Genomic DNA, 21,355 nt, shown 5'->3' with positions numbered 1-21,355 from the left:
CTCCGGACCGCAATCGTGGGCGCCCACTCCGCATGCCGCCGCCGCAAGGGGCGACCTACGAAGAACTGACCAACGCAAGCCACCAAAACGAGACCCAACCTACGAAGAACACCCACACGCAAGATACGAACACCAACAACCTGGCCTAGAATATTCCCCCAGAGAACCCCCAAAAAAGAACCACAACAGAACTCAGCAAGAACCATGTCCCAAGCCACTCAAACCAGCGCCATCGCCTACGGCCTAGCCACTATTGCCGCCGACGGCACCGTTCTTGATACTTGGTATCCGCGCCCTTCCCTGGCCGACAACTCGCCTGCCGGCGGCACTCGCCACCTGACGCCTGAAGAAGCGCGCGCCGCCCTTGGCGAACATGTGCCGACGTCTCTTGGCCGCGATACGCGTCGTAAAGTGGACATCGTTGCCGTGCGCACCGCCATCGCTTCGCTCGATGCGCCGCCCGCCGATGCCCATGATGCCTATCTGCGCCTGCATCTGCTCAGTCATCGGCTCATTCGGCCGCACGGCGCCAATCTGGATGGTTTGTTCAATGTGTTGGCCAATGTCGCCTGGACGTCGGTCGGGCCTTGCGCCGTCGATCAGGTCGACGCCCTGCGTTGGCAACTGCGCGCCACCGGGCAAGTACTGGAGATTCGCGGCGTCGACAAGATTCCGCGCATGACCGACTACGTCGTGCCGGCCGGTGTGCGCATTGCCGATACCGCGCGCGTGCGGCTCGGTGCGCATCTGGCCGCGGGCACCACCGTGCTGCACGAAGGGTTCTGCAACTTCAATGCTGGCACCCTGGGAGCTTCCATGGTCGAAGGCCGCATCAGTGCTGGCGTCATCGTCGATGATGGCACCGACGTCGGCGGCGGTGCGTCCATCATGGGCACTATGTCTGGTGGCGGCAAACAGGTTGTTGCCATCGGCAAGCGCTGCCTGCTCGGCGCCAACTCGGGCATCGGCATCTCGTTGGGCGATGACTGCGTCGTCGAAGCGGGTTGCTATGTCACCGCCGGCACGCGCGTACTGACGCCCGAAGGGGCCGTGGTCAAGGCCGTCGAACTGGCCGGCCAGCATGGACTGCTGTTCCGCCGCAACTCGCAGACCGGCGCGGTCGAAACACTGGTGCGCACTGCGGCATGGGGCACGCTCAACCCGGCCCTGCATACGGGCCATTGAGCCGCGCGGCGAACACCGCACCCCCACGACACAAGGGCCGCTTTCGCGGCCCTTGATGCTTCGGGGCTTGCGCCATGCGCCTGGCGTGTGACGCCAGAGGCGGCCAGGCCGTCAGGCCGATGCCGCTTGCGCCGTTTCACCCAGGCGGTCGTAGACCAGGTTCACGAACAGGTCCGAACTGAGGATGCGCGCCGCGGGGCACGAGAACACCGTGGCGCCGTCGTCGGTGCGCAGGCTGACCGTTTCCGTCCAGTCGTTCAGGTCGATGCGTTGCAGCGATTCGTAGGGCCAGGTATCGGCGCCGATGTGCAGGCCTTCAGCCGACAGGGCCAGTTCGCGCGTGGTCAGGTCGGGGAAATCGCCGCCATCCAGCGTGCGGAACGCCACCTTCGCGCCGTCGGCCAGGCGCGCTTCGAGCACCGGCAGGCGCTGGTCGACCAGGCGCGAGCGGAAGGCATCCATGAAGCGGGGGAATTCGGCAATGTCGCCGGGTACCAGGGTCCAGCCGGGTTCGGCGCGGCTGCGGTAGGCAAAGCGGTCGATGCCGTCGGGGCCGGCTTGCGGGCCAGGGGCAGACAAGTACAGGTCGGAGATGTCGGCGAAGGCGGTGTAGTAGCGTTCGCCGTCTTGCTGGCGGACGATGCCGCGCTCGTGCAATTCAAAGCAATCCGGGGTGCTCCCCGTGTCTACAAACACCGCCAATGCATCAGGAGCCTGCGGGGTTCTGTCATCAGTCATGCAACTTCCTTATTGGAATCAGGGTGCTTTCGCGGCCCAGGAACGTCGCAAAGTCATGCGATACGCATTCTCCCCCATATCGGCAAAGCGTGCTTGATGACCCCGTTTTAGCGGCCCGATGCGGCAATAACGGGGTCAGGCGCGTATCAGCCGTTGCATCGCCTGCGGCGATTGGCCGAATGCGCGCAGGAAGGCCTTGCGCATTCGGTCGCGGTCGCCAAAGCCCGTTTCGCGCGCAACCACCTCGGCCGGATGGCGGCCGGACTGCATCATGCCCTGCGCGGCCTCCAGCCGCAGGTGTTCCACCGCCTTGGCGGGCGATTGGCCGGTTTCCAGGCGGAAGACGCGGCTGAATTGGCGCGGGCTCAGGTGCGCGGCGCGGGCCAGTTCGTCGACCGACAGTTCGGCCTTCAGGTTGGCGCGGGCGTAAGCCAGCGCCGTCTGCACCCGGTCGGACTTGGCATCCAGTTCCAGCAACGCGGAATACTGCGACTGGCCGCCCGCGCGGCGCTGCGTCAGCACCAGCTTGCGCGCCACCATGCGAGCCACATCCGCGCCCAGATCGGCTTCCACCATGGCCAGCGCCATATCCACGCCCGCGCTCATGCCCGCCGATGTCCAGATCGGACCGTCGGCCACATAGATGCGGTCTTCGTCCACCTGCACGCCGGGGTACTCGCGCTGCAAGCGTCGCGCGAAATGCCAGTGCGTGGTGACGCGGCGCCCTTGCAGCAGGCCGGCCTGCGCCAGGACGAAAGCGCCGGTGCACATGGCGGCGCAGCGGCGCACGCGCTTGCTGGCGGCCTGCAAGGCGCGCAGCAGGCCTTCGGACGCCCCCGCGCCGGTGTTGTCGCCGGCCACGATCAGCGTATCGAACGTGCGGCGGCCCAGCTTGGTGGAATCCACCGAAAAGCCCTGTGAACTGGGCACCGGACCGCCGTGCTCGGATACCAGCGTCACCCGGTACTGCACGGACCCCAGGTGCATGTTGACTGTTTCGAAGACGGAACTGGCGGCCAGGCTCAGGACCTGGAAACCGGGGTGCAGCACGATCGCGATCGTTTTCATGAAGAGGCGCGCCAACAGAAGAAAAGGCCTGGCTCAGGCCGGGGTTCGCGTCCTGATCCGACCGATTTCGTCGGATGTCCTAAAAAGACGTTTCTATGTCATTGAGGATATTTCCTGCCAATTCTACTCTGCATGGGTACCGGCGGCATCCACCGCCTTCCCCTAGGAGCCAGCATGAGCAATACCCCCCTGAATCACACCCCCGGCCGCGCCCTGGTCACCGGCGCCTCGACCGGTATCGGCGCACGCTACGCGCATCACCTGGCCCGCCGCGGCCATGACCTGACGCTGGTGGCGCGCAACGCCGCCCGGCTGGAAGCATTGGCGGCGCGCCTGCGCACCGAAACCGGCCGCGACGTACGCGTGCTGCCGGCCGACCTGGCCGATGCCGACGGCCTGGCCCGGGTGGCGCGTGAGCTGCGTGAAGACGAGTCGCTGACCGTGCTGGTGAACAACGCCGGGATCGGCTCGGTGGCGCCGCTGCTGCAATCGGACCCCGAACAGATGCAGGCGATGATCGACCTGAACGTCAGTGCGCTGACACGCCTGACCATGGCGGCGGTGCCGGGATTCGTCGCGCGTGGCAATGGCACGCTGATCAACATTGCGTCGGTCGTGGCGCTGCATCCGGAACTGCTCAATGGCGTCTACGGCGCCAGCAAGGCGTATGTGCTGGCGTACTCGCAATCGCTGCGCCACGAGCTGGCCGACAAGGGCGTGCGCATCCAGGCCGTGCTGCCGGGCGCCACGGGCACCGACTTCTGGGACCTGGCGGGGAAACCGGCCAGCGAATTGCCCGCCGCCATCGTGATGACCGCCGATGACATGGTGCAGGCCGCGCTGGCCGGCCTGGACCAGGGCGAATTCGTGACCATTCCCGCATTGGGCGAAGCGGCCCTGTGGCAGCGCCTGGAAGACGCGCGCCAGGCGCTGGGCCCGGAACTGTCTCGCAATGCGCCCGCGGCCCGCTACGGCGTTCAGGCGCCCGGCGCCACCGGCACGAACGGGTAATGCTCCACCCGGCCGTGCGCCGCGATGATGGCGGTGGCCTCGGGCACTTCTTCCCAGGCCCCCGGCATCTCGGTCAACGGCTCGGACAGCAGCAGGAAGGCGTTGTCGTCCAGCGCCGCGATCTGCGGATCGTCGGGGTACAGCTGGCGCAGGTGGTGCACGCAGGTGTTGTGAAACAGCGTGCGCGATTCGCGTTCGCTGGAATAGCGCACCGCGATCAGCCGTTCACCGTCCAGCGCGCAGACCGTCATGTTGATGGGCTGCGCCACGCCATGACGCCGGCCGGTCTCTTCGACCGCGCCGACCATGCGCGCCAGCGCGGGCAGCGCGTCTTCTTCCAGGCCGAACGTCAGCGCCAGCAGGAACATCACCTCGGAATCGGTCGACCCTTCCAGTGACCCGAAATAGCTCGGCGCGATCATCAGCATCAGGTCGCGCCGAAGCAGCGGATAGTCGCGGATAACGCCGTTATGCACGAACAGCCAGTTGCCGTGGCGAAACGGGTGGCAGTTGGTTTCCTGGGCCGGCGTGTCAGTAGCGGCACGGATGTGTGCCACGAACAGCGGCGCATGGATGGCGCGCGCCGCTTCGCGCAGGTTGCGGTCGTTCCAGGCCGGATGCACGCTGCGGTAGCGGAATGGCGGCTCTTGGGGCGGGCTTGCCTGGGGTTGGCCATCCGCGGGCTGGCCATTCGGGTGCCGGCCGCCTCGCGGCGGGCTGTACCAGCCCAGGCCGAAGCCGTCGCCATTGGTGGTGGTGACACTCATGCGTGCGTGCAGGCTCTGGTCGATCAGAGAGTGCTTGGCCTTGAACAGCACGCTCTCCATTTGCAGGGGACTACCGGTGTAAGCGAGCCAGCGGCACATGATGCGCTCCTTCAAGACAGGCCCGGCGCAGGGCCTTGGCGATACGTCCCAGTGTAAGCGGCGTGCAATTTTCTACAAGCCCGCCTGCCGCCGGGTTGGCATAGTGGGCATTCGCCCTATCCGCCAGAGAGCCTTGCCTTGGACACTTCCCCCCCGTTTTCCCCACAGCTGGGTTTTTCCAGCGACAACATCGCCGGCGCCAGCCCACAAGTCCTGGAGGCGCTGCTGCGCGCCAATGAGGGACAGGCCCAACCCTATGGCGCCGACGACGCCAGCCAGCGCGTGGCGCGGCAATTGGCCGAGATTTTCGAACACGAGGTCGACGTGCTGCTGGTGCCGACCGGCACCGCGGCCAATTCGCTGGCGCTGTCCGTGCTGACGCCGCCGTGGGGCAGCGTGCTTTGCCACGCGCAAAGCCATATCGCCAACGACGAATGCGGCGCGCCGCAGTTCTACACCAGCGGCGCCCGCCTGACGTTGCTGGACGGCGACGCCGCCAAGATCGACCCGGCGCAACTTGCCGTCGAAGTGCGCCGCAAGGTCGGCGACGTGCATTCCATGCAGCCTGCCTGCGTCAGCATCACTCAGGCGACTGAAACCGGCAGCATCTACACGCTGGCTGAAATCGCCGCGATCAGCGAGATCTGCCAGGGCGCCGGCCTGCCGCTGCACATGGACGGCGCACGCTTTGCCAACGCGCTGGTCAGCCTGGGCTGCACCCCCGCCGAGATGACCTGGAAGGCGGGCGTCAAGGCGCTGTCGTTCGGCGCCACCAAGAACGGCGTGCTGGGCGCGGAAGCCATCGTGCTGTTCGAGCCGGGCCTGGCCACCGAACTGGCCTACCGGCGCAAGCGCGGCGGTCACCTGTTCTCCAAGATGCGCCTGCTGTCGGCCCAGATGGAAGCCTATCTGGACGACGGCCTGTGGCTGCGCAACGCGCGCCAGGCCAACGCCATGGCGGCCCGCCTGGCCGCCGGCATGGCCGACCTGCCGGGCGTGGAAACGCAAGGGCCGGTACAGGCCAACATTCTGTTCTGCCGCCTGCCGGCCGCGGCCATCGAAGGCCTGCTCGCCCAGGGCTTTCGCTTCTATCACGATCGCTGGGGCCCCGGCGTGGTGCGCCTGGTCACCTCGTTCGCCACGCGTGAGCAGGACGTGGACCATTTCCTGGCGGCGCTGCGCGAACAGTGCCGGTAGGGCTTCGTATCGAGGCTACGCTGCGCGCCGAAACGCCGACGGCGCCACGCCGTAGGCCGAGCGAAACGCGCGGTTGAAGTGGCTTTGATCGTAGAAGCCCACGTCGGCCGCGACCTGCGCGATCGACGCCTGCGCGCGCGCCAGCACCGCGCAGGCCCGCTCCAGGCGCAGCCGCGTCAGCCAGGCATGCGGGGTCAGGCCGACCGATAGCGCGAAACGCCGCAGGAACTGGTAGCGGCTCAGGCCGCACAGCCGCGCCAGGTCTTGCAGGCTGATCTTGTCGGCCAGGTGGGCCTGGCAGTAGTCCAGCACCCGGCGCGTATGCACGGCCGACAGGCCGCCGCGGATATCCTGCGGCGCCACGGCGCCGGTGCGGGCGAACAAGGCGCCCATCAGCGCCAACGATACGGATTCATGCGCCAGCGGGCCGGCGGCGGCGCCATCCATCCACGAGGCGTGCAATGCCATGAAGCGGGCCGCCAGCCGCGCATCTTCGACCAGCGTGCCCATGAAGCGCTCGTCAGGCCCCGCCCCCGAAACCTCGGCGATGAAACCGCGCATCAGGTCCGGCGCGATGCGGAAGGTCTTCAGCGTATAGCTGTGGCCGTAGTCGTCCACGCCGGTGCCGTCATGAATCTCGCCCGGCGGCATCAGCGCCACCGCGCCCGGCCCCAGCAGGATGCTCTGGCCGCCGAAGGTCTGGCGCTGGACGCCCTGGGTCACCAGGCCGATGTGGTAATCCATGTGGTAATGCCGGTCGAACTGGAATTCGGACAGGCGCGCCACGCCCAGCACCAGGCCCGGCGTGCCCGCCACCGGTTGATATCGAACGTCGTCCTTCATGGATAGCGCCATGGTGCAAAGCGGCAGGTATAGCCCCTGGAACCGCCCTCCGTCATGTAATTTATTGCGGCGCTACTTCTTGAGCAACGCCTTGAGCATGGCCATGCGCTCTTTGGGATTCATGGCGGCCGTGGTTTCGTCTTCCTGCACGGTCGGATCATCCAGCCCCATTTCCTCGATGAAGCGCGACGGCTCGCGCACCACGTCTTCGCGCGCCCGGCGGCGACGCTTGCACCAACTGAGGTTCAGGCTGCGCTGCGCCCGCGTGATGCCCACGTACATCAGGCGGCGTTCTTCCTGGATGCGGGTGGCCAGGTTCTCGGCGGCGCGTGCCGGATCGCCGTCTTCGTCGTCCTTGCCCAGGTGGGGCAGCAGGCCTTCCTCGACGCCAGCCAGGTACACGTGCGGATACTCCAGCCCCTTGGACGCGTGCAGGGTCGACATCTTGACCGCGTCCGGCTCTTCTTCTTCGCCGCGTTCCAGCATGGTGACCAGCGCCACGTGCTGCACCAGGTCGAACAGCGACATGTTGTCTTCTTCGGCCTTGCGCTTGAGCCAGCCGGTCAGTTCCAACACGTTCTGCCAACGCGTCTGCGCGGGCCGTTCGTCGAACAGTTCGAACAGGTGGCGTTCATACTGGATCGCCTGCACCAGGTCGTCCAGGATGACGCCAGCCGGTTCGGCCGGTGCGGCGTCCTTGCCCGACGTGGCACCGCGGCCGGCGCGCCACTGCATGCGGCGGATGAATTCGGTAAAGGTGCGCAGGGGTTCCAGCTGACGCGGGGCCAGCTGGCTTTCCAGGCCGGTCTCTTCCACTGCCGCCAACATCGAGAGCTCGCGGCTGGCGGCGTACTGGCCCAGTGTCTGCAGCGTGGCCTGGCCGATGCCGCGCTTGGGCGTGGTGGCGGCCCGGATGAAGGCCGGGTCGTCGTCGTCGTTGGCCAGCAGGCGCAGGTACGACAGCACGTCGCGCACTTCGGCCTTGTCGAAGAAGCTCTGCCCACCCGAAATCGTGTACGGAATCTTCAGGTTGCGCAGCGCCTGCTCCAGGATGCGCGACTGGTGGTTGCCGCGATACAGGATAGCGAAGTCCTTCCACTGGGCCTGGCGCTCGAAGCGCGAGGCCGAGATCTTCATGGCGATGGACTCGGCTTCCTGCTCTTCGCCGTCCATCGGCGACACCAGGATCGGCTCGCCCACGCCCAGGTCCGACCACAGCTTCTTGTCGAACAGCTTGGGATTCTTTTCGATCACCTGGTTGGCCGCTGCCAGGATGCGCTGCACCGACCGGTAGTTCTGTTCCAGCTTGATGAGCTTGAGGTTCGGGTAGTCGGTCGTGAGCTTGGCCAGGTTCTCGATGGTGGCGCCGCGCCAGGCATAGATGGCCTGGTCGTCGTCGCCCACCGCCGTGAACATGGCGCGCGGGCCGGTCAGCAGTTGCACCAGGCGGTACTGGCACACGTTGGTGTCCTGGTATTCGTCCACCAGCAGATAGCGCACGCGGTTCTGCCAGCGGGTGCGCACTTCTTCGTTGTTGGCCAGCAGCATCGCCGGAATGCGGATCAGGTCGTCGAAGTCCACTGCCTGGTAGGCGGCCAGCGTCGCGGCGTAGCTGCGATACACATTGGCGGCCTCGACGTCGCCCGGCGTGATGGCTTCGCGCGCGGCATCGTCCGGCTCCATCAGCGCGTTCTTCCACAGCGAGATGATGCCCTGCACGTGGCGCAGCCGGCCCTTGTCGGTGGTGGCCAGCAGTTCCTGGATGATCGCCATGGCGTCATCGGCATCCAGGATGGAAAACGTGGGTTTCAGGCCGGCATTGCGGGCCTCTTCGCGCAGCATCTTCACGCCCAGCGAGTGAAAGGTGCTGATGGTCAGGCCCTTGCCCAGCTTGCGGTCGACCAGCGTCTTGACGCGCTCGTCCATCTCGCGCGCGGCCTTGTTGGTGAAGGTCAGCGCCACCACGTTGCGGCCCATGTAACCGCATTCGCGCAGCAGGTAGGCGATCTTCTGGGTGATCACGCGCGTCTTGCCGCTGCCGGCGCCGGCCAGCACCAGGCAGGGGCCGTCCAGGTACAGCACCGCTTCTTTCTGCGCGGGGTTCAGGCCGTGGCCAATGGGTTCGCTTGCGGACATGGTGACTCGAAGAAGGGAGAACGATCATAGAGCAATCAGGGTGGCGGCGCCGAGGCCGCCGCCGTCAGATTTCCAGCGGATCAACCTCCAGTTGCCAGCGCACGCGGGCCTCGTTGGCCAGATAGGGCAGATGGTGCGACCACGATGCCAGGAACGCCTGCAACGCCGGACGGCTGGTGCTTTCGACCAGCAATTGCGCGCGCTCGACGTTGGCCACCCGCACCACCCGCAGCGGCACCGGGTCGTACAGCATGATGGCGTCCAGCCCCGGAAAATCGGCGGCCCATTCGCCCTCGGGCAAGGCCCGCGCCTGTTGCAGGAAAGCCTGCGCCACCGCCAGCTCGCGCGCCTCGGCCGTCAGCAGCGCCTGGTAGGCAAACGGCGGCAGGCCGGTGCTCTCGCGCTCGTGCAGCGCATGCCGGGCAAAGCCCGCATAATCGTGGCGCAGCAGGGCCTGGTACACGGGCTGCTCGGGGTAACCGGTCTGGATGATGACCTGGCCGTTGCCCTGGTGCCGCCCGGCCCGCCCCGCCACCTGCATCAACTGGGCGAACAGGCGTTCGGGCGCGCGGAAATCATGTGCGAACAGGGCAGAGTCCGGGTTCAATACCCCCACCAGCCCCAGCCGCGCGAAATCGTGGCCCTTGGCTACCATCTGGGTGCCCACCAGGATGTCGACCTCGCCGGCATGCACCGACGCGAACAGGGCCTCGGCACTGCCCTTCTTGCGCGTGCTGTCGGCATCGATGCGCAGGATGCGCGCTTCGGGAAACAGCTCGGCCAGGTGTTCTTCCACGCGTTGGGTGCCGCGTCCCATGGGCGCCAGATCCTGGTCGCCGCATTCTGGGCAGGCATGCGGCACTGGCGCCTGGTAGCCGCAATGATGGCATTGCAGGCGGTGGCCGCGCCCGGCGCGGTGCAGCACGGTAAAGGCCGTGCAGCGCGGGCAGTTGCTGACCCAGCCGCAAGACTGGCAATGCAGCACCGGGGCAAAGCCGCGCCGGTTCAGGAAGATGAGCGACTGTTCTTTGTTGGCCAGGCGTTCGCCGATGGCCTCGAGCAATTGCGGCGACATCCCATGCTTCATCTGCAAGCGGCGGGTATCCACCAGCTTCATCGACGGCAAGGTGCTGGACCGCGCGCGGCCCGGCAAGGCCAGCCGCAGGTAGCGCCCGCGTTCGGCGTGCTGCCAGGTTTCCAGCGACGGCGTGGCCGACCCCAGCACCACCGGGATATCCAGGTCGTGCGCGCGCCACACCGCCAGGTCGCGCGCGGAATAGCGCAGGCCATCCTGCTGCTTGTAGGACGCATCGTGCTCTTCGTCGACCACGATCAGGCCCAGCTCGCTCATGGGCGCGAAGATCGACATTCGCGTGCCCAGCAGCATCCGCGCCTGGCCGCGTTGCGCCCGCGACCACGCCAGCAGGCGTTCGCCATCGGACAAGCCGCTATGCATCACCGCCAGGCCGTCCGGGCCCACCAGGCTTTCCAGCCGGGCCCGCAGCGCGCCTTCAAGCTGCGGCGTCAGGTTGATTTCCGGCACCATCAGCAGCACCTGGCGGCCGGCCGCCAGCACCTTCTCAGCGGCGCGCAGGTAGACCTCGGTCTTGCCGCTGCCGGTCACGCCGTACAGCAGCACCGGCTTGAAACGCGTCAGCCCGGCAATGGTATCCACCGCGGTCTGCTGCGCGTCGTTCAGGTCGGGCGGCTGGTCGGCCGTGGCGGCGGCGCGCGCCGTCTTGCGCTTGCGCGCGTCCAAACGAGCCACCGGGCCGCCTGCCGACCGCTTGCCCTGATACGCGGTGGGCTTGCGCAGCGGCGGCGGCAGCGTGGGCAGCATCACCTCGCCCAGGGGCCGTTGGTAGTATTCGGCGGCAAACCGGGCCAGGCGCAGCCAGCCGTCGTCAAACGGCGGCAGGTCATCCAGCACCACTTCGATGGGCTTGATCTGCTTGGGCTCGAATGACGGCTCGGCCGGATTGTCCACCACTACACCGATCAGCTTGCGCCGGCCGAACGGCACGATCACCCGCAGGCCCGCCGTAATGGGGACAGTGTGGCGATAGTCGAACGGACCGGGCAGCGGCACGTCCAGCGCGACGCGCACCCAGCAGGTCGCCGCCGGCTCGACCGGCGTGGATTCGACCAGCGCGAAGACTTCAGACATGGGCTACGGAACGGAACATGGACTGGGCGGACCCGAAACGGCTCCGATCCCTACCTGTGGATAACTTTGGGGAAAAGGCTGGAGCAACGTTAGAAATTGGAATAAGGCAAGATTGCATCAAGTCTTGCAAATCTGTTGAAAACCTATTTTATTTCAACAAAAACAATAACTTATGCAGACTTCCAAGATTGTAAACAAGCTTCTAGAGGGTTTTCCCCAGGCGTGATCTTGCTGTGCACAAGTATCCGCCGGGGGCCTCCAAGTTCGGCCCTGCGGGCCGAAGCGTTCACTCACTTACCCTCTGAGCGAACGGCTGTGTTGGTGGACTTCGTCGACCAATTCGGCTACCGCTTCGGGCGGGGTGAAGCGCGAAATGCCATGGCCCAAGTTGAACACATGGCCGCCCTTGCCTACCGGCCCGAACGCGTCCAGCACCCGGCGCGCCTCGGTGCGAATGGCGGGGCCGCCGCCAAACAGCGCCATGGGATCCAGGTTGCCCTGGAAGGCGACCGAATCGCCGGTACGGCGGCGCGCCGCGGACAGGTCCACGGTCCAGTCCAGGCCCACGGCATCGCAGCCGCAAGCGGCGATGGCTTCCAGCCACTGGCCCCCGCCCTTGGTGAAGACAATGGCCGGCACGCGGCGCCCTTCGTGTTCGCGGGTCAGGCCCGCCACGACCTTGCGGGTATAGGCCAGCGAAAACTGCTGGAACAGGCCGTCGGCCAGCACGCCACCCCAGCTGTCGAACAGCATCACGGCCTGCGCACCTGCCGCGATCTGCGCGTTCAGGTACTGCAGCGTGGCCTCGGCATTGATTTCCAGGATGCGGTGCAGCAGATCGGGACGCGAATACAGCATGGTCTTGATCAGACGGTAGTCGTCGCTGCCCTGCCCTTCGACCATGTAGCAGGCAATCGTCCACGGGCTGCCGGCAAAGCCGATCAGCGGCACCTTGCCGTCCAGGTCGCGCCGAATGGTGGACACCGCGTCGAACACATAGCGCAGCTTGTCCATGTCGGGCACGGCCAGGCGCGCCACGTCATCTTCCGTGCGCACCGGGCGGGCAAAGCGCGGGCCTTCGCCTTCGGCGAAGTCCAGGCCCAGGCCCATGGCGTGCGGCACGGTCAGGATGTCGGAAAACAGGATGGCCGCGTCCAGGTCGAAACGCTCGAGCGGCTGCAATGTGACTTCCGAGGCGTAGTCCGGGTTCTGAGCCAGGCCCATGAAGGAACCGGCCCGGGCCCGCGTCTGACGGTATTCGGGCAGGTAGCGACCCGCCTGGCGCATGAGCCAGATGGGGGTGTAGGGCACGGGCTCGCGCAAGAGCGAGCGCAAGAACACATCGTTCTTCAAGACGGCAGCGGACACGACTATCCTCGATGATCGGAAGCCGTGATTTTACTGCCCCAAGCTGACAGGGCATGACTGCCGCCTGCTGACGCCTTGCCGGCGCGCAAAGCCGGACGCTTTTCGCTTGGGTTCCAGCGCCGGCGCCTGGCAACATCCGAAGGCGCTGTGCCAGTTTGCACGCAGCGGGCCGGCCGGGTTACCGGACAATGGCCGTCAAACGTCGCCGCGTTCGGCCCGGCGCCGGTAGGGCGCGGCGTCGATGCCGTGCTTGCGCATCAGCGCCCAGAACGCCCGCCGGTGCTTGCTCGATGCCCGGGCCGCCCGCGCCACATTGCCCTGGTGGCGCGACAGCGCCAGGCGGATGTAGTCGGACTCAAAGCCGTCCACCACCCGCGCCTTGGCCTGGCGGAAGGGCTCGTGAACGCCTGGGGTTGCCTGGTGATGCAGGCCCGCCAGGCCTTGCTGCAGCACCTGCGGCGCCAGCAGCGGGCGCACGGACGGCGGCGTCTGCCTGGCCGGCGACGGCCTGGTGTCAAACGTGGCGCCGGGCCGGCCCCTGCCCGACGCCGGCGCCGGATACACCGCCCCGGTTTCTTCCAGCTGACCGGATGGCGCCCACGGCCCACGCCGCGCCAGGCGCCCCAGCCGCACCCGCAGGCTTTCCAGGCAGTACGGCGCCGTCATGAAATCGGCAGCCCCCAGCTGCAGCAGGTCTTCGATGGCCGGTGCGGTCATGTCGTGCACGAACAGCAGCACGGGCGTGACCAGCGCATCGCCCGCCTGCTGCAACGCCATGCGGGTCCAGGCCAGCGAAGCGGGCGCGACAGGCAGGATGCAATGGTCGTGCCGCCGCAGGCCTAGTGCCAGCCGGGCCAGCGCGTGGATGTCCGGACTGTCGTCCGTGGAAGCCGCTGCGTTTCGCAGTGGCACCAGGTGCAGCCGCACCCGCGCCAGCCGAGGCTGGTCGCGCGCGACCCACTCGCGCATGGCGGTTTCGTGGCCAGGGGTGAGCAACACCCCGCAATCCGTGGTTTCTCGCACGCTTTCTTCCTCAGGCGGCTTGCCTAAAGTTGAAGGCTACGGGTGGGCCACCCCGCTCGCCATTCGTAGCGAACGCAAAATCCCTCACGGTTTGCCGAGGCCGTGGCCCCCGCTACAGGCATGAAAAAAGCGGCCCGAGGGCCGCTTTTTTCAAGTCCGGGGCGAACCCCGGCGGACAGCTGTCGCCTAGTGCGAACGGCCGCCCTGGCGCAGCTTGCGCGCCGCGATGGCTTGCGCAGCCAGCATGGCGAGTTCAGCTTCGACAACCGCGATGTCGGCCTTGTCCTTGGCGTTGGCCAGGGCCTCTTCGGCGCGCTTGCGCGCTTCCAGGGCACGGGCTTCGTCCAGGTCCGCGGCACGGATGGCGGTGTCGGCCAGGACCGTCACGCTGCCCGGCTGCACTTCCAGAATGCCCCCGGCGACGAAGATGTTTTCCTCGCCTTGGTCGGCACGAACGATCTTGACCGTCCCGGGGCGTATGCGCGAAATCAGCGGGGTGTGACCGGGCAAGATGCCCAGCTCACCCGCCTCGCCAGGCAGCACCACGAACTTCGCCTCACCGGAGAAGATCGCTTCCTCTGCGCTGACGACATCCACATGCAGGGTAGCCATATCGGTTCCTTATTGCAGTTTCTTGGCCTTCTCGAAGGCCTCGTCGATCGAACCGACCATGTAGAAGGCCTGTTCCGGCAGGGAATCGCACTCGCCGTTCACGATCATCTTGAAACCACGGATGGTTTCAGCCAGCGGAACGTACTTGCCGGGCGAGCCGGTGAACACTTCAGCCACGTGGAACGGCTGCGACAGGAAGCGCTGGATCTTGCGCGCGCGGGCCACGGCCTGCTTGTCTTCCGGCGACAGTTCGTCCATGCCCAGAATCGCGATGATGTCGCGCAGTTCCTTGTAGCGCTGCAGCGTCTGCTGCACGCCACGGGCCACGGCATAGTGCTCTTCGCCGACGACTTGCGGGTCGAGCTGGCGGCTGGACGAATCCAGCGGGTCCACGGCGGGGTAGATACCCAGCGAGGCGATGTCACGCGACAGCACGACGGTCGAGTCCAAATGCTGGAAGGTCGTGGCAGGCGACGGGTCGGTCAAGTCGTCCGCAGGGACGTACACGGCCTGGATCGAGGTGATCGAGCCGGTCTTGGTCGACGTGATGCGCTCTTGCAGCTTGCCCATTTCTTCGGCCAGCGTGGGCTGGTAGCCCACGGCCGACGGCATACGGCCCAGCAGTGCGGACACTTCGGTACCGGCCAGGGTGTAGCGGTAGATGTTGTCGACGAAGAACAGGATGTCACGGCCTTCGTCGCGGAACTTCTCGGCCATCGTCAGGCCGGTCAGTGCCACGCGCAGACGGTTGCCCGGGGGTTCGTTCATCTGACCGAACACCATGGCGACCTTGTCCAGAACGTTCGACTCTTCCATTTCGTGGTAGAAGTCGTTGCCTTCGCGGGTACGTTCACCCACGCCGGCAAACACCGACAAACCGCTATGCTGCTTGGCGATGTTGTTGATCAGTTCCATCATGTTGACGGTCTTGCCCACGCCGGCGCCGCCGAACAGGCCGACCTTGCCGCCCTTGGCGAACGGGCACACCAGGTCAATAACCTTGATGCCGGTTTCCAGCAGTTCCACCGACGGCGACAGTTCGTCGAAACGGGGAGCCGATTGGTGGATGCCACGCTTTTCTTCGTGCTGGATCGGGCCGGCTTCGTCGATGGGACGACCCAGCACGTCCATGATGCGGCCCAGCGTGCCGGTGCCGACCGGCACCGAGATCGGGGCGCCCGTGCCGTTGACCTTCATGCCGCGGCGCAGGCCGTCGCTGGAGCCCAGCGCAATGGTACGCACCACGCCGTCGCCCAGCTGTTGCTGCACTTCCAGCGTCAGGCCCTTTTCGGCGAACGAGGAGGACTCGTCGTCGGCCAGGGTAAGCGCTTCATAGATCTTGGGCATGTGATCGCGGGGGAACTGAATATCCACCACGGCGCCGATGCACTGAACGATGGTTCCGTTGCTCATGTCGATTCCTTGCTTGATAGCTTTAGATGGGAGCTGCCTGCCTTAAACGGCGGCAGCGCCCCCTACGATTTCCGAAATTTCTTTGGTGATCGCGGCCTGACGGGTCTTGTTGTAGACCAGTTGCAGCTCTCCGATGACCTTCTTGGCGTTGTCCGACGCCGCCTTCATGGCGACCATCCGGGCCGACTGCTCCGAAGCCATGTTCTCGGCCACGGCTTGGTACAGCAGGCCTTCAACGTAACGCTGCAGCAGGTCGTCGATCACGCTACGGGCGTCGGGTTCGTAGATGTAATCCCAGCTGTAGTCCGACTTCACTTCCGACGTCTTCGCCAGGTTCTCGGCACCCGTCTGGTACGGATCTTCCAAACCACTGGCCAACGGCAGCAGGCGCAAGAACAGCGGCTCCTGCTTCATCGTGTTGACGAAGCGGGTCGAAGCCACGTACAGCGCGTCGATGCGACCTTCCAGGTAGGCGTCCAGCTGCACCTTGATCGCGCCCAGCAGGCGGTCCAGTTGCGGTTTGTCGCCCAGTTGCACTTCCTGGGACACCAGCTTGGCGCCGATACGGGTCAACACACCCACGCCCTTGTTGCCGAAAGCGGTCGCTTGCACGGCGATGCCGTTTTTCTCGAACTCTTTCAGCTTGCCCAACGTCACGCGAGTGATGTTGGTGTTCAAGCCGCCGCACAAACCCTTGTCGGTCGTCACCATGACCACGCCGACCGCCTTGATTTCGCGTTCGACCAGGTACGGGTGGCTGTACTCGGGGTTGGCCTGCATCAGGTGCGCAGCAATCTCGCGCACCTTGGTGGCGTACGGACGACCAGCACGCATCCGTTCCTGCGCCTTGCGCATCTTGGATGCGGCGACCATTTCCATCGCCTTGGTGATCTTGCGCGTGTTTTGCACGCTCTTGATCTTGGTTCGGATTTCCTTAATTCCGGGCATTGCGCTTTCCTGTGAAGACTGGCCGATGGGTTCCGCTCACGCCTCAACCATCCGGTAAGGATGGGTGAGGCGTTGCAGACGCCTAACCCATCACTTTCTTAAAAAGCACCGTGCTTCTTGAATTCCTGAACGGCGGTGGCCAGTTCGGCCTCGTCGTCCTTGGACAGTTCCTTGGTGTCTTCGATGCGCTGGATCAGGGCCGCATGCTTGGCCTTGAGTTGATCCTTCAGCGACTTCTCGAACGACAGCACTTGGGCCACGTCCACGTCATCCAGGTAGCCGTTGTTGACCGTGTACAGCGTGACGGCCAGTTCCCACACTTGCAGCGGCTGGTATTGCGGCTGCTTGAGCAGTTCGACCACGCGCTTGCCGCGTTCCAGCTGGCGACGGGTGGCGTCGTCCAGGTCGGAAGCGAACTGCGCGAAGGCGGCCAGTTCACGGTACTGCGCCAGGTCGGTACGGATACCGCCGGACAGCTTCTTGACGACCTTGGTCTGCGCAGCGCCACCCACACGCGACACCGAGATACCGGCGTTGATAGCGGGGCGGACACCGGCGTTGAACAGGTCGGTTTCCAGGAAGATCTGGCCGTCCGTGATCGAGATCACGTTGGTCGGAACGAAAGCGGACACGTCGCCAGCTTGGGTTTCGATGATCGGCAGTGCGGTCAGCGAGCCGGTCTTGCCCTTGACGGCGCCATTGGTGAACTTCTCGACGTAGTCTTCGTTCACGCGGGCAGCGCGTTCCAGCAGGCGCGAGTGCAGGTAGAACACGTCGCCCGGGTAGGCTTCGCGGCCCGGCGGACGGCGCAGCAGCAGCGACACCTGGCGGTAGGCCCAGGCTTGCTTGGTCAGGTCGTCATAGACGATCAGGGCGTCTTCGCCGCGATCGCGGAAGTATTCGCCCATCGTGCAGCCGGCGTAGGCAGCCAGGTACTGCATGGCGGCCGAGTCGGAAGCCGAAGCGGCCACGACGATGGTGTATTCCATCGCGCCGTGCTCTTCCAGCTTGCGCACCACGTTGTTGATCGTGGAAGCCTTCTGGCCGATAGCGACGTACACGCAGGTGACGCCCTTGCCCTTCTGGCTGATGATGGTGTCGACGGCCACGGCGGTCTTGCCGGTCTGGCGGTCGCCAATGATCAGTTCGCGCTGGCCACGGCCGATGGGAACCATCGAGTCGATAGCCTTGACGCCGGTTTGCAGCGGCTGCGACACCGAGCGGCGGGCGATAACGCCAGGCGCCACTTTTTCGATGATGTCGGTGGCCTTGGCATTGACCGGGCCCTTACCGTCGATCGGCTCACCCAGCGTGTTGACCACGCGGCCTTTCAGTTCGGGACCGACCGGAACTTCCAGAATGCGGCCGGTCGTCTTGACCTGGTCGCCTTCGGAGATGCCGGTGTAGTCACCGAGAATAACGGCGCCGACGGAATCGCGCTCGAGGTTGAGCGCCAGACCGAAAACGTTGTTGGGGAATTCGAGCATTTCGCCCTGCATCACGTCGGACAAGCCGTGGATGCGGGTAATACCGTCGGTCACGGACACGACGGTGCCCTGAGTACGGACATCAGCCGAAGCGCCCAGGCCCTCGATGCGGCTCTTGAGCAGTTCGCTGATCTCGGAGGGATTGAGTTGCATATTGACTCCTGGAATCCTGTTAGTTGCCTTAAGCGGCGAGCGTATCGCGCATGCGGGCCAATTGGGCTTGTACGGACGTATCGAGCACCTGGTCCCCGACGGCCACGCGCACGCCGCCAATCAACGACGGGTCGACGGTGACGCTGGGCTTGAGCTTGAGGCCGAATTTGTGTTCAAGGGCGGTGACCAGTTCTTTGACTTGGGCATCGCTCAGCTCGAACGCGCTGGTGATTTCCGCCTGCGCCGTGCCATCGTGACGATTCCGCAGCACCACGAATTGCGTGGCGATGTCGGGCAGCAGCAGCAGCCGGTCGTTTTCAACCAGCAGCTCGATGAAATTGCGGGCGGCTTGCGGCAAATCGGCCTTGATCAGGCCGGTAAACAGGTCGACGCGCTGCTTGTCACCCAGACGCGGGTCGGCCATGGCCTCGCGCACGTCGGGGTTGGATGCGACCTGGGCCAGCTCGCTGACCAGGTCGGCCCAGACCTGCAGACCGGCCTTGTCGTCGCGCGCGGCGGCGAACAAGGCTTCGGCGTAGGGCCTGGCAACAGTGGAAAGTTCAGCCATGACGGTCCCGGATTAAAGCTGCGCGCGAAGCTGGTTCAGCAGCTCGGCGTGCGCGCGGGCGTCAACCTCGCGCTTGAGGATCTGTTCAGCACCCTTGACAGCCAGCGCGGCAACGTCGTCGCGCAGCGAATCACGGGCGCGCTGCACTTCCTGCGCGGCATCCTGTGCAGCTTGCGCCACGATGCGGGCACGCTCGGCTTCCGCTTCGCGGCGGGCCTGCTCGATCAGGGAGGCGGCTTGCTTCTCGGCCTCGATGATGCGGGCGTGGTTTTCGGACTTGGCAGAAGCCTCGATCAGACTGACGCGCGCCTGGGCCTGGGCCAGATCGGCCTTGCCCTTCTCGGCGGCGGCTAGGCCGTCGGCGATTTTTTGGCGGCGCTCGTCCATCGCCTTCGTCAGAGGAGGCCACACGAATTTCATCGTGAACCAGCCCAGAACGAAGAACACGAGCATCTGGAAAATGATCGTCGCGTTCAGATTCACGGTCGTTCCTTTAACACCTTGCGGCTCCGACGGCACCCGGGAGGGGCAACGCGGAGCACTCGATACTTTGCTGACCGGCGACGGGGCTTATGCCCACATCGCCGCCAGCGTCATGACCCGCCTTTTCGCCGGCGGGCGTGCCTTAGCCGACGAACGGGTTGGCGAAGGCGAACAGCATGGCGATACCCACGCCGATCAGGAATGCCGCGTCGATCAGGCCAGCCAGCAGGAACATCTTCGTTTGCAGAGCGTTCATCAGTTCAGGCTGACGAGCCGAGGCTTCCAGATATTTGCCGCCCATCAGTGCGATGCCGATGCAAGCGCCGATAGCGCCCAGACCGATGATAAGACCGCAAGCGAGAGCAACGAAAGCGACGTTGGTCATGACAACTCCTTGGTTAGAAATCTGAAGTCAAAAATAAAAAAATGAGGGTACTGCTCAATGCAAGAGGATCTTGCTATCCAGCGCCGGCCGGGTGGCCGACGCCGGAAATTCGGGGGGATCAGTGGCCTTCGTGGGCCTGGCCGAGATACACCAGGGTCAGCATCATGAAGATGAAGGCCTGGAGCAGCACGATCAGGATGTGGAAGATTGCCCAGATCGAGCCGGCCAGCACGTGGCCGATTCCCAAGCCGATGCTTGCACCGTTGAAGCCGGTCCAGGCGCCGCCCAGGAGGGCGATCAGCATGAAAATCAGTTCGCCGGCAAACATGTTGCCGAACAACCGCATGCCCAGCGATACGGACTTGGCGGCGTATTCGATCAGGTTCAGCAGCAGGTTGAACGGTGCCAGCACGACGGCGCCGATGCCGTGCGCGTGGAACGGCGCGGTGAAGAGTTCTTTGATGAAGCCGCCCGGGTGCTTGATCTTGATGCCGTAATAGAACATCAGCAGTAGCACACCCAGCGACATGCCCATGGGCACGTTCAGGTCAGCGGTGGGCAGCACGCGGTGGTAGTAGAGGGGGTCGCCGTGGTGCGCGCCCAGGCCGGTCCAGCGCCAGATCGAGGGCAGCAGGTCGACGGGCAGCAAGTCCAGCGCGTTCATCAGGATGATCCAGAGGAACACGGTGAGCGCGAGCGGAGCGATGAAGAGACGGCTCTTGGCGTTGTGGACAATGCCCTTGGCCTGATCGTCGACCATGTCGACGATCATTTCCACGAAGGCCTGGAAGCGGCCCGGAACGCCGGCGGTCGCACGGCTGGCGGCGCGCCACAGGAAGAAGATGACGATCAGACCCGTCAGGCCGGACCAGAACAACGAGTCGTAATTGATGATGTCGAACTGAGCAATTGCGCTCTGTTTCTCGCCCGTATTGTTCAGATGCACCAGGTGATGCTGAATATACGCGGACTGAGGCGACACGTCGCTGGCAGCAGCCATTTGAATCCTACCCTATTTGCTGTATGCCCAGCCCTTGCGAGCTGGACGATTCCACGATTCGGTTTGCCGTAAATTTCCCGGCGCGCTATGACAACTTGCGGAACATCAAAAGCAGGAGATATCCCTTCAAGGTGAGAATCAGACCGAGCAGTGCGGCAGGCCAGACCAGCGTGTCCTGCGCCACATGCGAAAGCAGCCACAACAGCAATGCCGTTGCGAACAACTTGATCAACTCACCAGAGAGAAAGGTAAAGGGACTGGCTTTACCGGCCCGAACACTGACAGCCAGGCGCAATGCGAACAACGCATTGGGTATGAAATACGCTCCTGCCCCCGCCAGCGCCGACCAACCTGCCGCCGCCCCTCCTACAACCCCCGCTATTACTGCTGCTGCGAGCCCCATGGCGCCTTGCGCCACCAGCGCCAACAAGAGTCCGCGGCCCGCTTGAGCATTCAGCGCCGCGCGGTCCGCGTCGCTAAGCACCAGCACCCGGTCCACCGAGTCCTGATTCGCCAGAACCTGGCGCACTTCGCCCTGTTGCGACAGTTGCCGTGGTTGCGTTGGCAACCCCATCTGCCGCGCAGGTTCGTGCCGCACTGTGTTCTGCTGCATCAAACTTCCCCGCGTAAATTCCGGCCTGGCTACCTGCTTGGCTGGAACCCCGAAAGCGCTCTTGAAATCTGCTCAAGTAGCCCCACGTAGT

The 21,355-nt window shown here is 65.1% G+C and carries 20 protein-coding genes; 3 read left to right on the top strand and 17 right to left on the bottom strand.

Features of this window, described 5'->3' with window-relative positions:
* Window positions 1–204: 204 nt before the first annotated feature.
* Window positions 205–1,185, top strand: a complete 981-nt coding sequence (dapD, locus tag AC3WMR_RS25385) for a 2,3,4,5-tetrahydropyridine-2,6-dicarboxylate N-succinyltransferase (RefSeq protein WP_025139731.1) — start codon at window positions 205–207, stop codon at window positions 1,183–1,185.
* Window positions 1,186–1,296: 111 nt separating this feature from the next.
* Here dapD and AC3WMR_RS25380 read toward each other — a convergent pair whose 3' ends face one another.
* Window positions 1,297–1,923 (bottom strand): hypothetical protein, encoded by a 627-nt coding sequence (locus AC3WMR_RS25380; protein ID WP_492265856.1) that lies wholly within the window; start codon window positions 1,921–1,923, stop codon window positions 1,297–1,299.
* Between the two features lie 135 nt (window positions 1,924–2,058).
* The gene (locus tag AC3WMR_RS25375) at window positions 2,059–2,991 is read right to left on the bottom strand and encodes a GlxA family transcriptional regulator (protein ID WP_492265857.1); all 933 of its coding nucleotides are present in this window, start codon (window positions 2,989–2,991) and stop codon (window positions 2,059–2,061) included.
* A gap of 174 nt (window positions 2,992–3,165) precedes the next feature.
* Here AC3WMR_RS25375 and AC3WMR_RS25370 point away from each other — a divergent pair, with 174 nt between their 5' ends.
* Window positions 3,166–4,002, top strand: a complete 837-nt coding sequence (locus tag AC3WMR_RS25370) for an SDR family NAD(P)-dependent oxidoreductase (RefSeq protein ID WP_492265858.1) — start codon at window positions 3,166–3,168, stop codon at window positions 4,000–4,002.
* Here the strand turns inward: AC3WMR_RS25370 and AC3WMR_RS25365 are convergent.
* Window positions 3,969–4,868 (bottom strand): class II glutamine amidotransferase, encoded by a 900-nt coding sequence (locus AC3WMR_RS25365; RefSeq protein WP_492265859.1) that lies wholly within the window; start codon window positions 4,866–4,868, stop codon window positions 3,969–3,971. The two genes, AC3WMR_RS25370 and AC3WMR_RS25365, sit on opposite strands and share 34 nt — an antisense overlap.
* A gap of 138 nt (window positions 4,869–5,006) precedes the next feature.
* Here AC3WMR_RS25365 and AC3WMR_RS25360 point away from each other — a divergent pair, with 138 nt between their 5' ends.
* On the top strand, window positions 5,007–6,065 hold the full coding sequence (locus tag AC3WMR_RS25360; RefSeq protein WP_492265860.1) for a threonine aldolase family protein: 1,059 nt from the start codon (window positions 5,007–5,009) through the stop codon (window positions 6,063–6,065).
* 15 nt (window positions 6,066–6,080) lie between these two features.
* On the opposite strand, the gene AC3WMR_RS25355 is transcribed toward AC3WMR_RS25360, so the two are convergent.
* The 14 genes from AC3WMR_RS25355 to AC3WMR_RS25290 all read right to left on the bottom strand — a co-directional run bounded on the left by AC3WMR_RS25355 (window position 6,081) and on the right by AC3WMR_RS25290 (window position 21,150).
* Window positions 6,081–6,908: a helix-turn-helix domain-containing protein gene (locus AC3WMR_RS25355; protein ID WP_492265861.1), complete on the bottom strand. Its 828-nt coding sequence runs from the start codon at window positions 6,906–6,908 to the stop codon at window positions 6,081–6,083.
* Window positions 6,909–6,980: 72 nt separating this feature from the next.
* Complete coding sequence (locus AC3WMR_RS25350) at window positions 6,981–9,044, bottom strand: UvrD-helicase domain-containing protein (RefSeq protein ID WP_025139738.1); 2,064 nt, start codon at window positions 9,042–9,044, stop codon at window positions 6,981–6,983.
* A gap of 64 nt (window positions 9,045–9,108) precedes the next feature.
* The gene (locus AC3WMR_RS25345; RefSeq protein ID WP_492265862.1) at window positions 9,109–11,211 is read right to left on the bottom strand and encodes a primosomal protein N'; all 2,103 of its coding nucleotides are present in this window, start codon (window positions 11,209–11,211) and stop codon (window positions 9,109–9,111) included.
* Between the two features lie 294 nt (window positions 11,212–11,505).
* Complete coding sequence (hemE, locus tag AC3WMR_RS25340; protein WP_492265863.1) at window positions 11,506–12,579, bottom strand: uroporphyrinogen decarboxylase; 1,074 nt, start codon at window positions 12,577–12,579, stop codon at window positions 11,506–11,508.
* 195 nt (window positions 12,580–12,774) lie between these two features.
* Window positions 12,775–13,602, bottom strand: a complete 828-nt coding sequence (locus AC3WMR_RS25335) for a response regulator (protein WP_492265864.1) — start codon at window positions 13,600–13,602, stop codon at window positions 12,775–12,777.
* A 186-nt stretch (window positions 13,603–13,788) separates the two neighbouring features.
* Window positions 13,789–14,214, bottom strand: a complete 426-nt coding sequence (locus tag AC3WMR_RS25330) for a F0F1 ATP synthase subunit epsilon (protein ID WP_006392535.1) — start codon at window positions 14,212–14,214, stop codon at window positions 13,789–13,791.
* Between the two features lie 9 nt (window positions 14,215–14,223).
* On the bottom strand, window positions 14,224–15,627 hold the full coding sequence (gene atpD, locus AC3WMR_RS25325; RefSeq protein WP_492265865.1) for a F0F1 ATP synthase subunit beta: 1,404 nt from the start codon (window positions 15,625–15,627) through the stop codon (window positions 14,224–14,226).
* 42 nt (window positions 15,628–15,669) lie between these two features.
* A complete protein-coding gene (gene atpG / locus AC3WMR_RS25320; protein WP_025139743.1) occupies window positions 15,670–16,575 on the bottom strand; it encodes a F0F1 ATP synthase subunit gamma in 906 nt (301 codons plus the stop codon).
* A 98-nt stretch (window positions 16,576–16,673) separates the two neighbouring features.
* Window positions 16,674–18,215, bottom strand: a complete 1,542-nt coding sequence (gene atpA, locus AC3WMR_RS25315) for a F0F1 ATP synthase subunit alpha (protein ID WP_492265866.1) — start codon at window positions 18,213–18,215, stop codon at window positions 16,674–16,676.
* 28 nt (window positions 18,216–18,243) lie between these two features.
* Window positions 18,244–18,783, bottom strand: coding sequence for a F0F1 ATP synthase subunit delta (locus AC3WMR_RS25310; RefSeq protein ID WP_025139745.1), 540 nt, complete (start codon window positions 18,781–18,783; stop codon window positions 18,244–18,246).
* A 12-nt stretch (window positions 18,784–18,795) separates the two neighbouring features.
* On the bottom strand, window positions 18,796–19,266 hold the full coding sequence (locus tag AC3WMR_RS25305; RefSeq protein ID WP_006227275.1) for a F0F1 ATP synthase subunit B: 471 nt from the start codon (window positions 19,264–19,266) through the stop codon (window positions 18,796–18,798).
* 142 nt (window positions 19,267–19,408) lie between these two features.
* The gene (gene atpE, locus AC3WMR_RS25300; protein ID WP_003815363.1) at window positions 19,409–19,651 is read right to left on the bottom strand and encodes a F0F1 ATP synthase subunit C; all 243 of its coding nucleotides are present in this window, start codon (window positions 19,649–19,651) and stop codon (window positions 19,409–19,411) included.
* A 118-nt stretch (window positions 19,652–19,769) separates the two neighbouring features.
* Complete coding sequence (gene atpB, locus AC3WMR_RS25295) at window positions 19,770–20,651, bottom strand: F0F1 ATP synthase subunit A (RefSeq protein ID WP_492265867.1); 882 nt, start codon at window positions 20,649–20,651, stop codon at window positions 19,770–19,772.
* Window positions 20,652–20,736: 85 nt separating this feature from the next.
* Window positions 20,737–21,150 carry an ATP synthase subunit I gene (locus AC3WMR_RS25290; RefSeq protein WP_175193693.1) on the bottom strand — a complete coding sequence of 138 codons (414 nt, stop codon included), beginning with the start codon at window positions 21,148–21,150 and terminating at the stop codon, window positions 20,737–20,739.
* Window positions 21,151–21,355: the final 205 nt, after the last annotated feature.

The organism is Achromobacter sp. FW305-C-28 (assembly GCF_058783235.1).
The sequence above is the reverse complement of the archived record's forward strand: the minus strand, read 5'-3'. Positions and strand labels throughout refer to the sequence as shown.

Bases quoted from the DNA above. Each gene is read 5' to 3' on its own strand.
- AC3WMR_RS25365 (WP_492265859.1), bottom strand. From the start codon at position 4,868: ATGTGCCGCTGGCTCGCTTACACCGGTAGTCCCCTGCAAATGGAGAGC.
- AC3WMR_RS25330 (WP_006392535.1), bottom strand. From the start codon at position 14,214: ATGGCTACCCTGCATGTGGATGTCGTCAGCGCAGAGGAAGCGATCTTC.
- AC3WMR_RS25345 (WP_492265862.1), bottom strand. From the start codon at position 11,211: ATGTCTGAAGTCTTCGCGCTGGTCGAATCCACGCCGGTCGAGCCGGCG.
- AC3WMR_RS25310 (WP_025139745.1), bottom strand. From the start codon at position 18,783: ATGGCTGAACTTTCCACTGTTGCCAGGCCCTACGCCGAAGCCTTGTTC.
- AC3WMR_RS25370 (WP_492265858.1), top strand. From the start codon at position 3,166: ATGAGCAATACCCCCCTGAATCACACCCCCGGCCGCGCCCTGGTCACC.
- AC3WMR_RS25375 (WP_492265857.1), bottom strand. From the start codon at position 2,991: ATGAAAACGATCGCGATCGTGCTGCACCCCGGTTTCCAGGTCCTGAGC.
- AC3WMR_RS25380 (WP_492265856.1), bottom strand. From the start codon at position 1,923: ATGACTGATGACAGAACCCCGCAGGCTCCTGATGCATTGGCGGTGTTT.
- atpB (WP_492265867.1), bottom strand. From the start codon at position 20,651: ATGGCTGCTGCCAGCGACGTGTCGCCTCAGTCCGCGTATATTCAGCAT.
- atpG (WP_025139743.1), bottom strand. From the start codon at position 16,575: ATGCCCGGAATTAAGGAAATCCGAACCAAGATCAAGAGCGTGCAAAAC.
- AC3WMR_RS25350 (WP_025139738.1), bottom strand. From the start codon at position 9,044: ATGTCCGCAAGCGAACCCATTGGCCACGGCCTGAACCCCGCGCAGAAA.
- atpE (WP_003815363.1), bottom strand. From the start codon at position 19,651: ATGACCAACGTCGCTTTCGTTGCTCTCGCTTGCGGTCTTATCATCGGT.
- atpD (WP_492265865.1), bottom strand. From the start codon at position 15,627: ATGAGCAACGGAACCATCGTTCAGTGCATCGGCGCCGTGGTGGATATT.
- dapD (WP_025139731.1), top strand. From the start codon at position 205: ATGTCCCAAGCCACTCAAACCAGCGCCATCGCCTACGGCCTAGCCACT.
- atpA (WP_492265866.1), bottom strand. From the start codon at position 18,215: ATGCAACTCAATCCCTCCGAGATCAGCGAACTGCTCAAGAGCCGCATC.
- AC3WMR_RS25355 (WP_492265861.1), bottom strand. From the start codon at position 6,908: ATGAAGGACGACGTTCGATATCAACCGGTGGCGGGCACGCCGGGCCTG.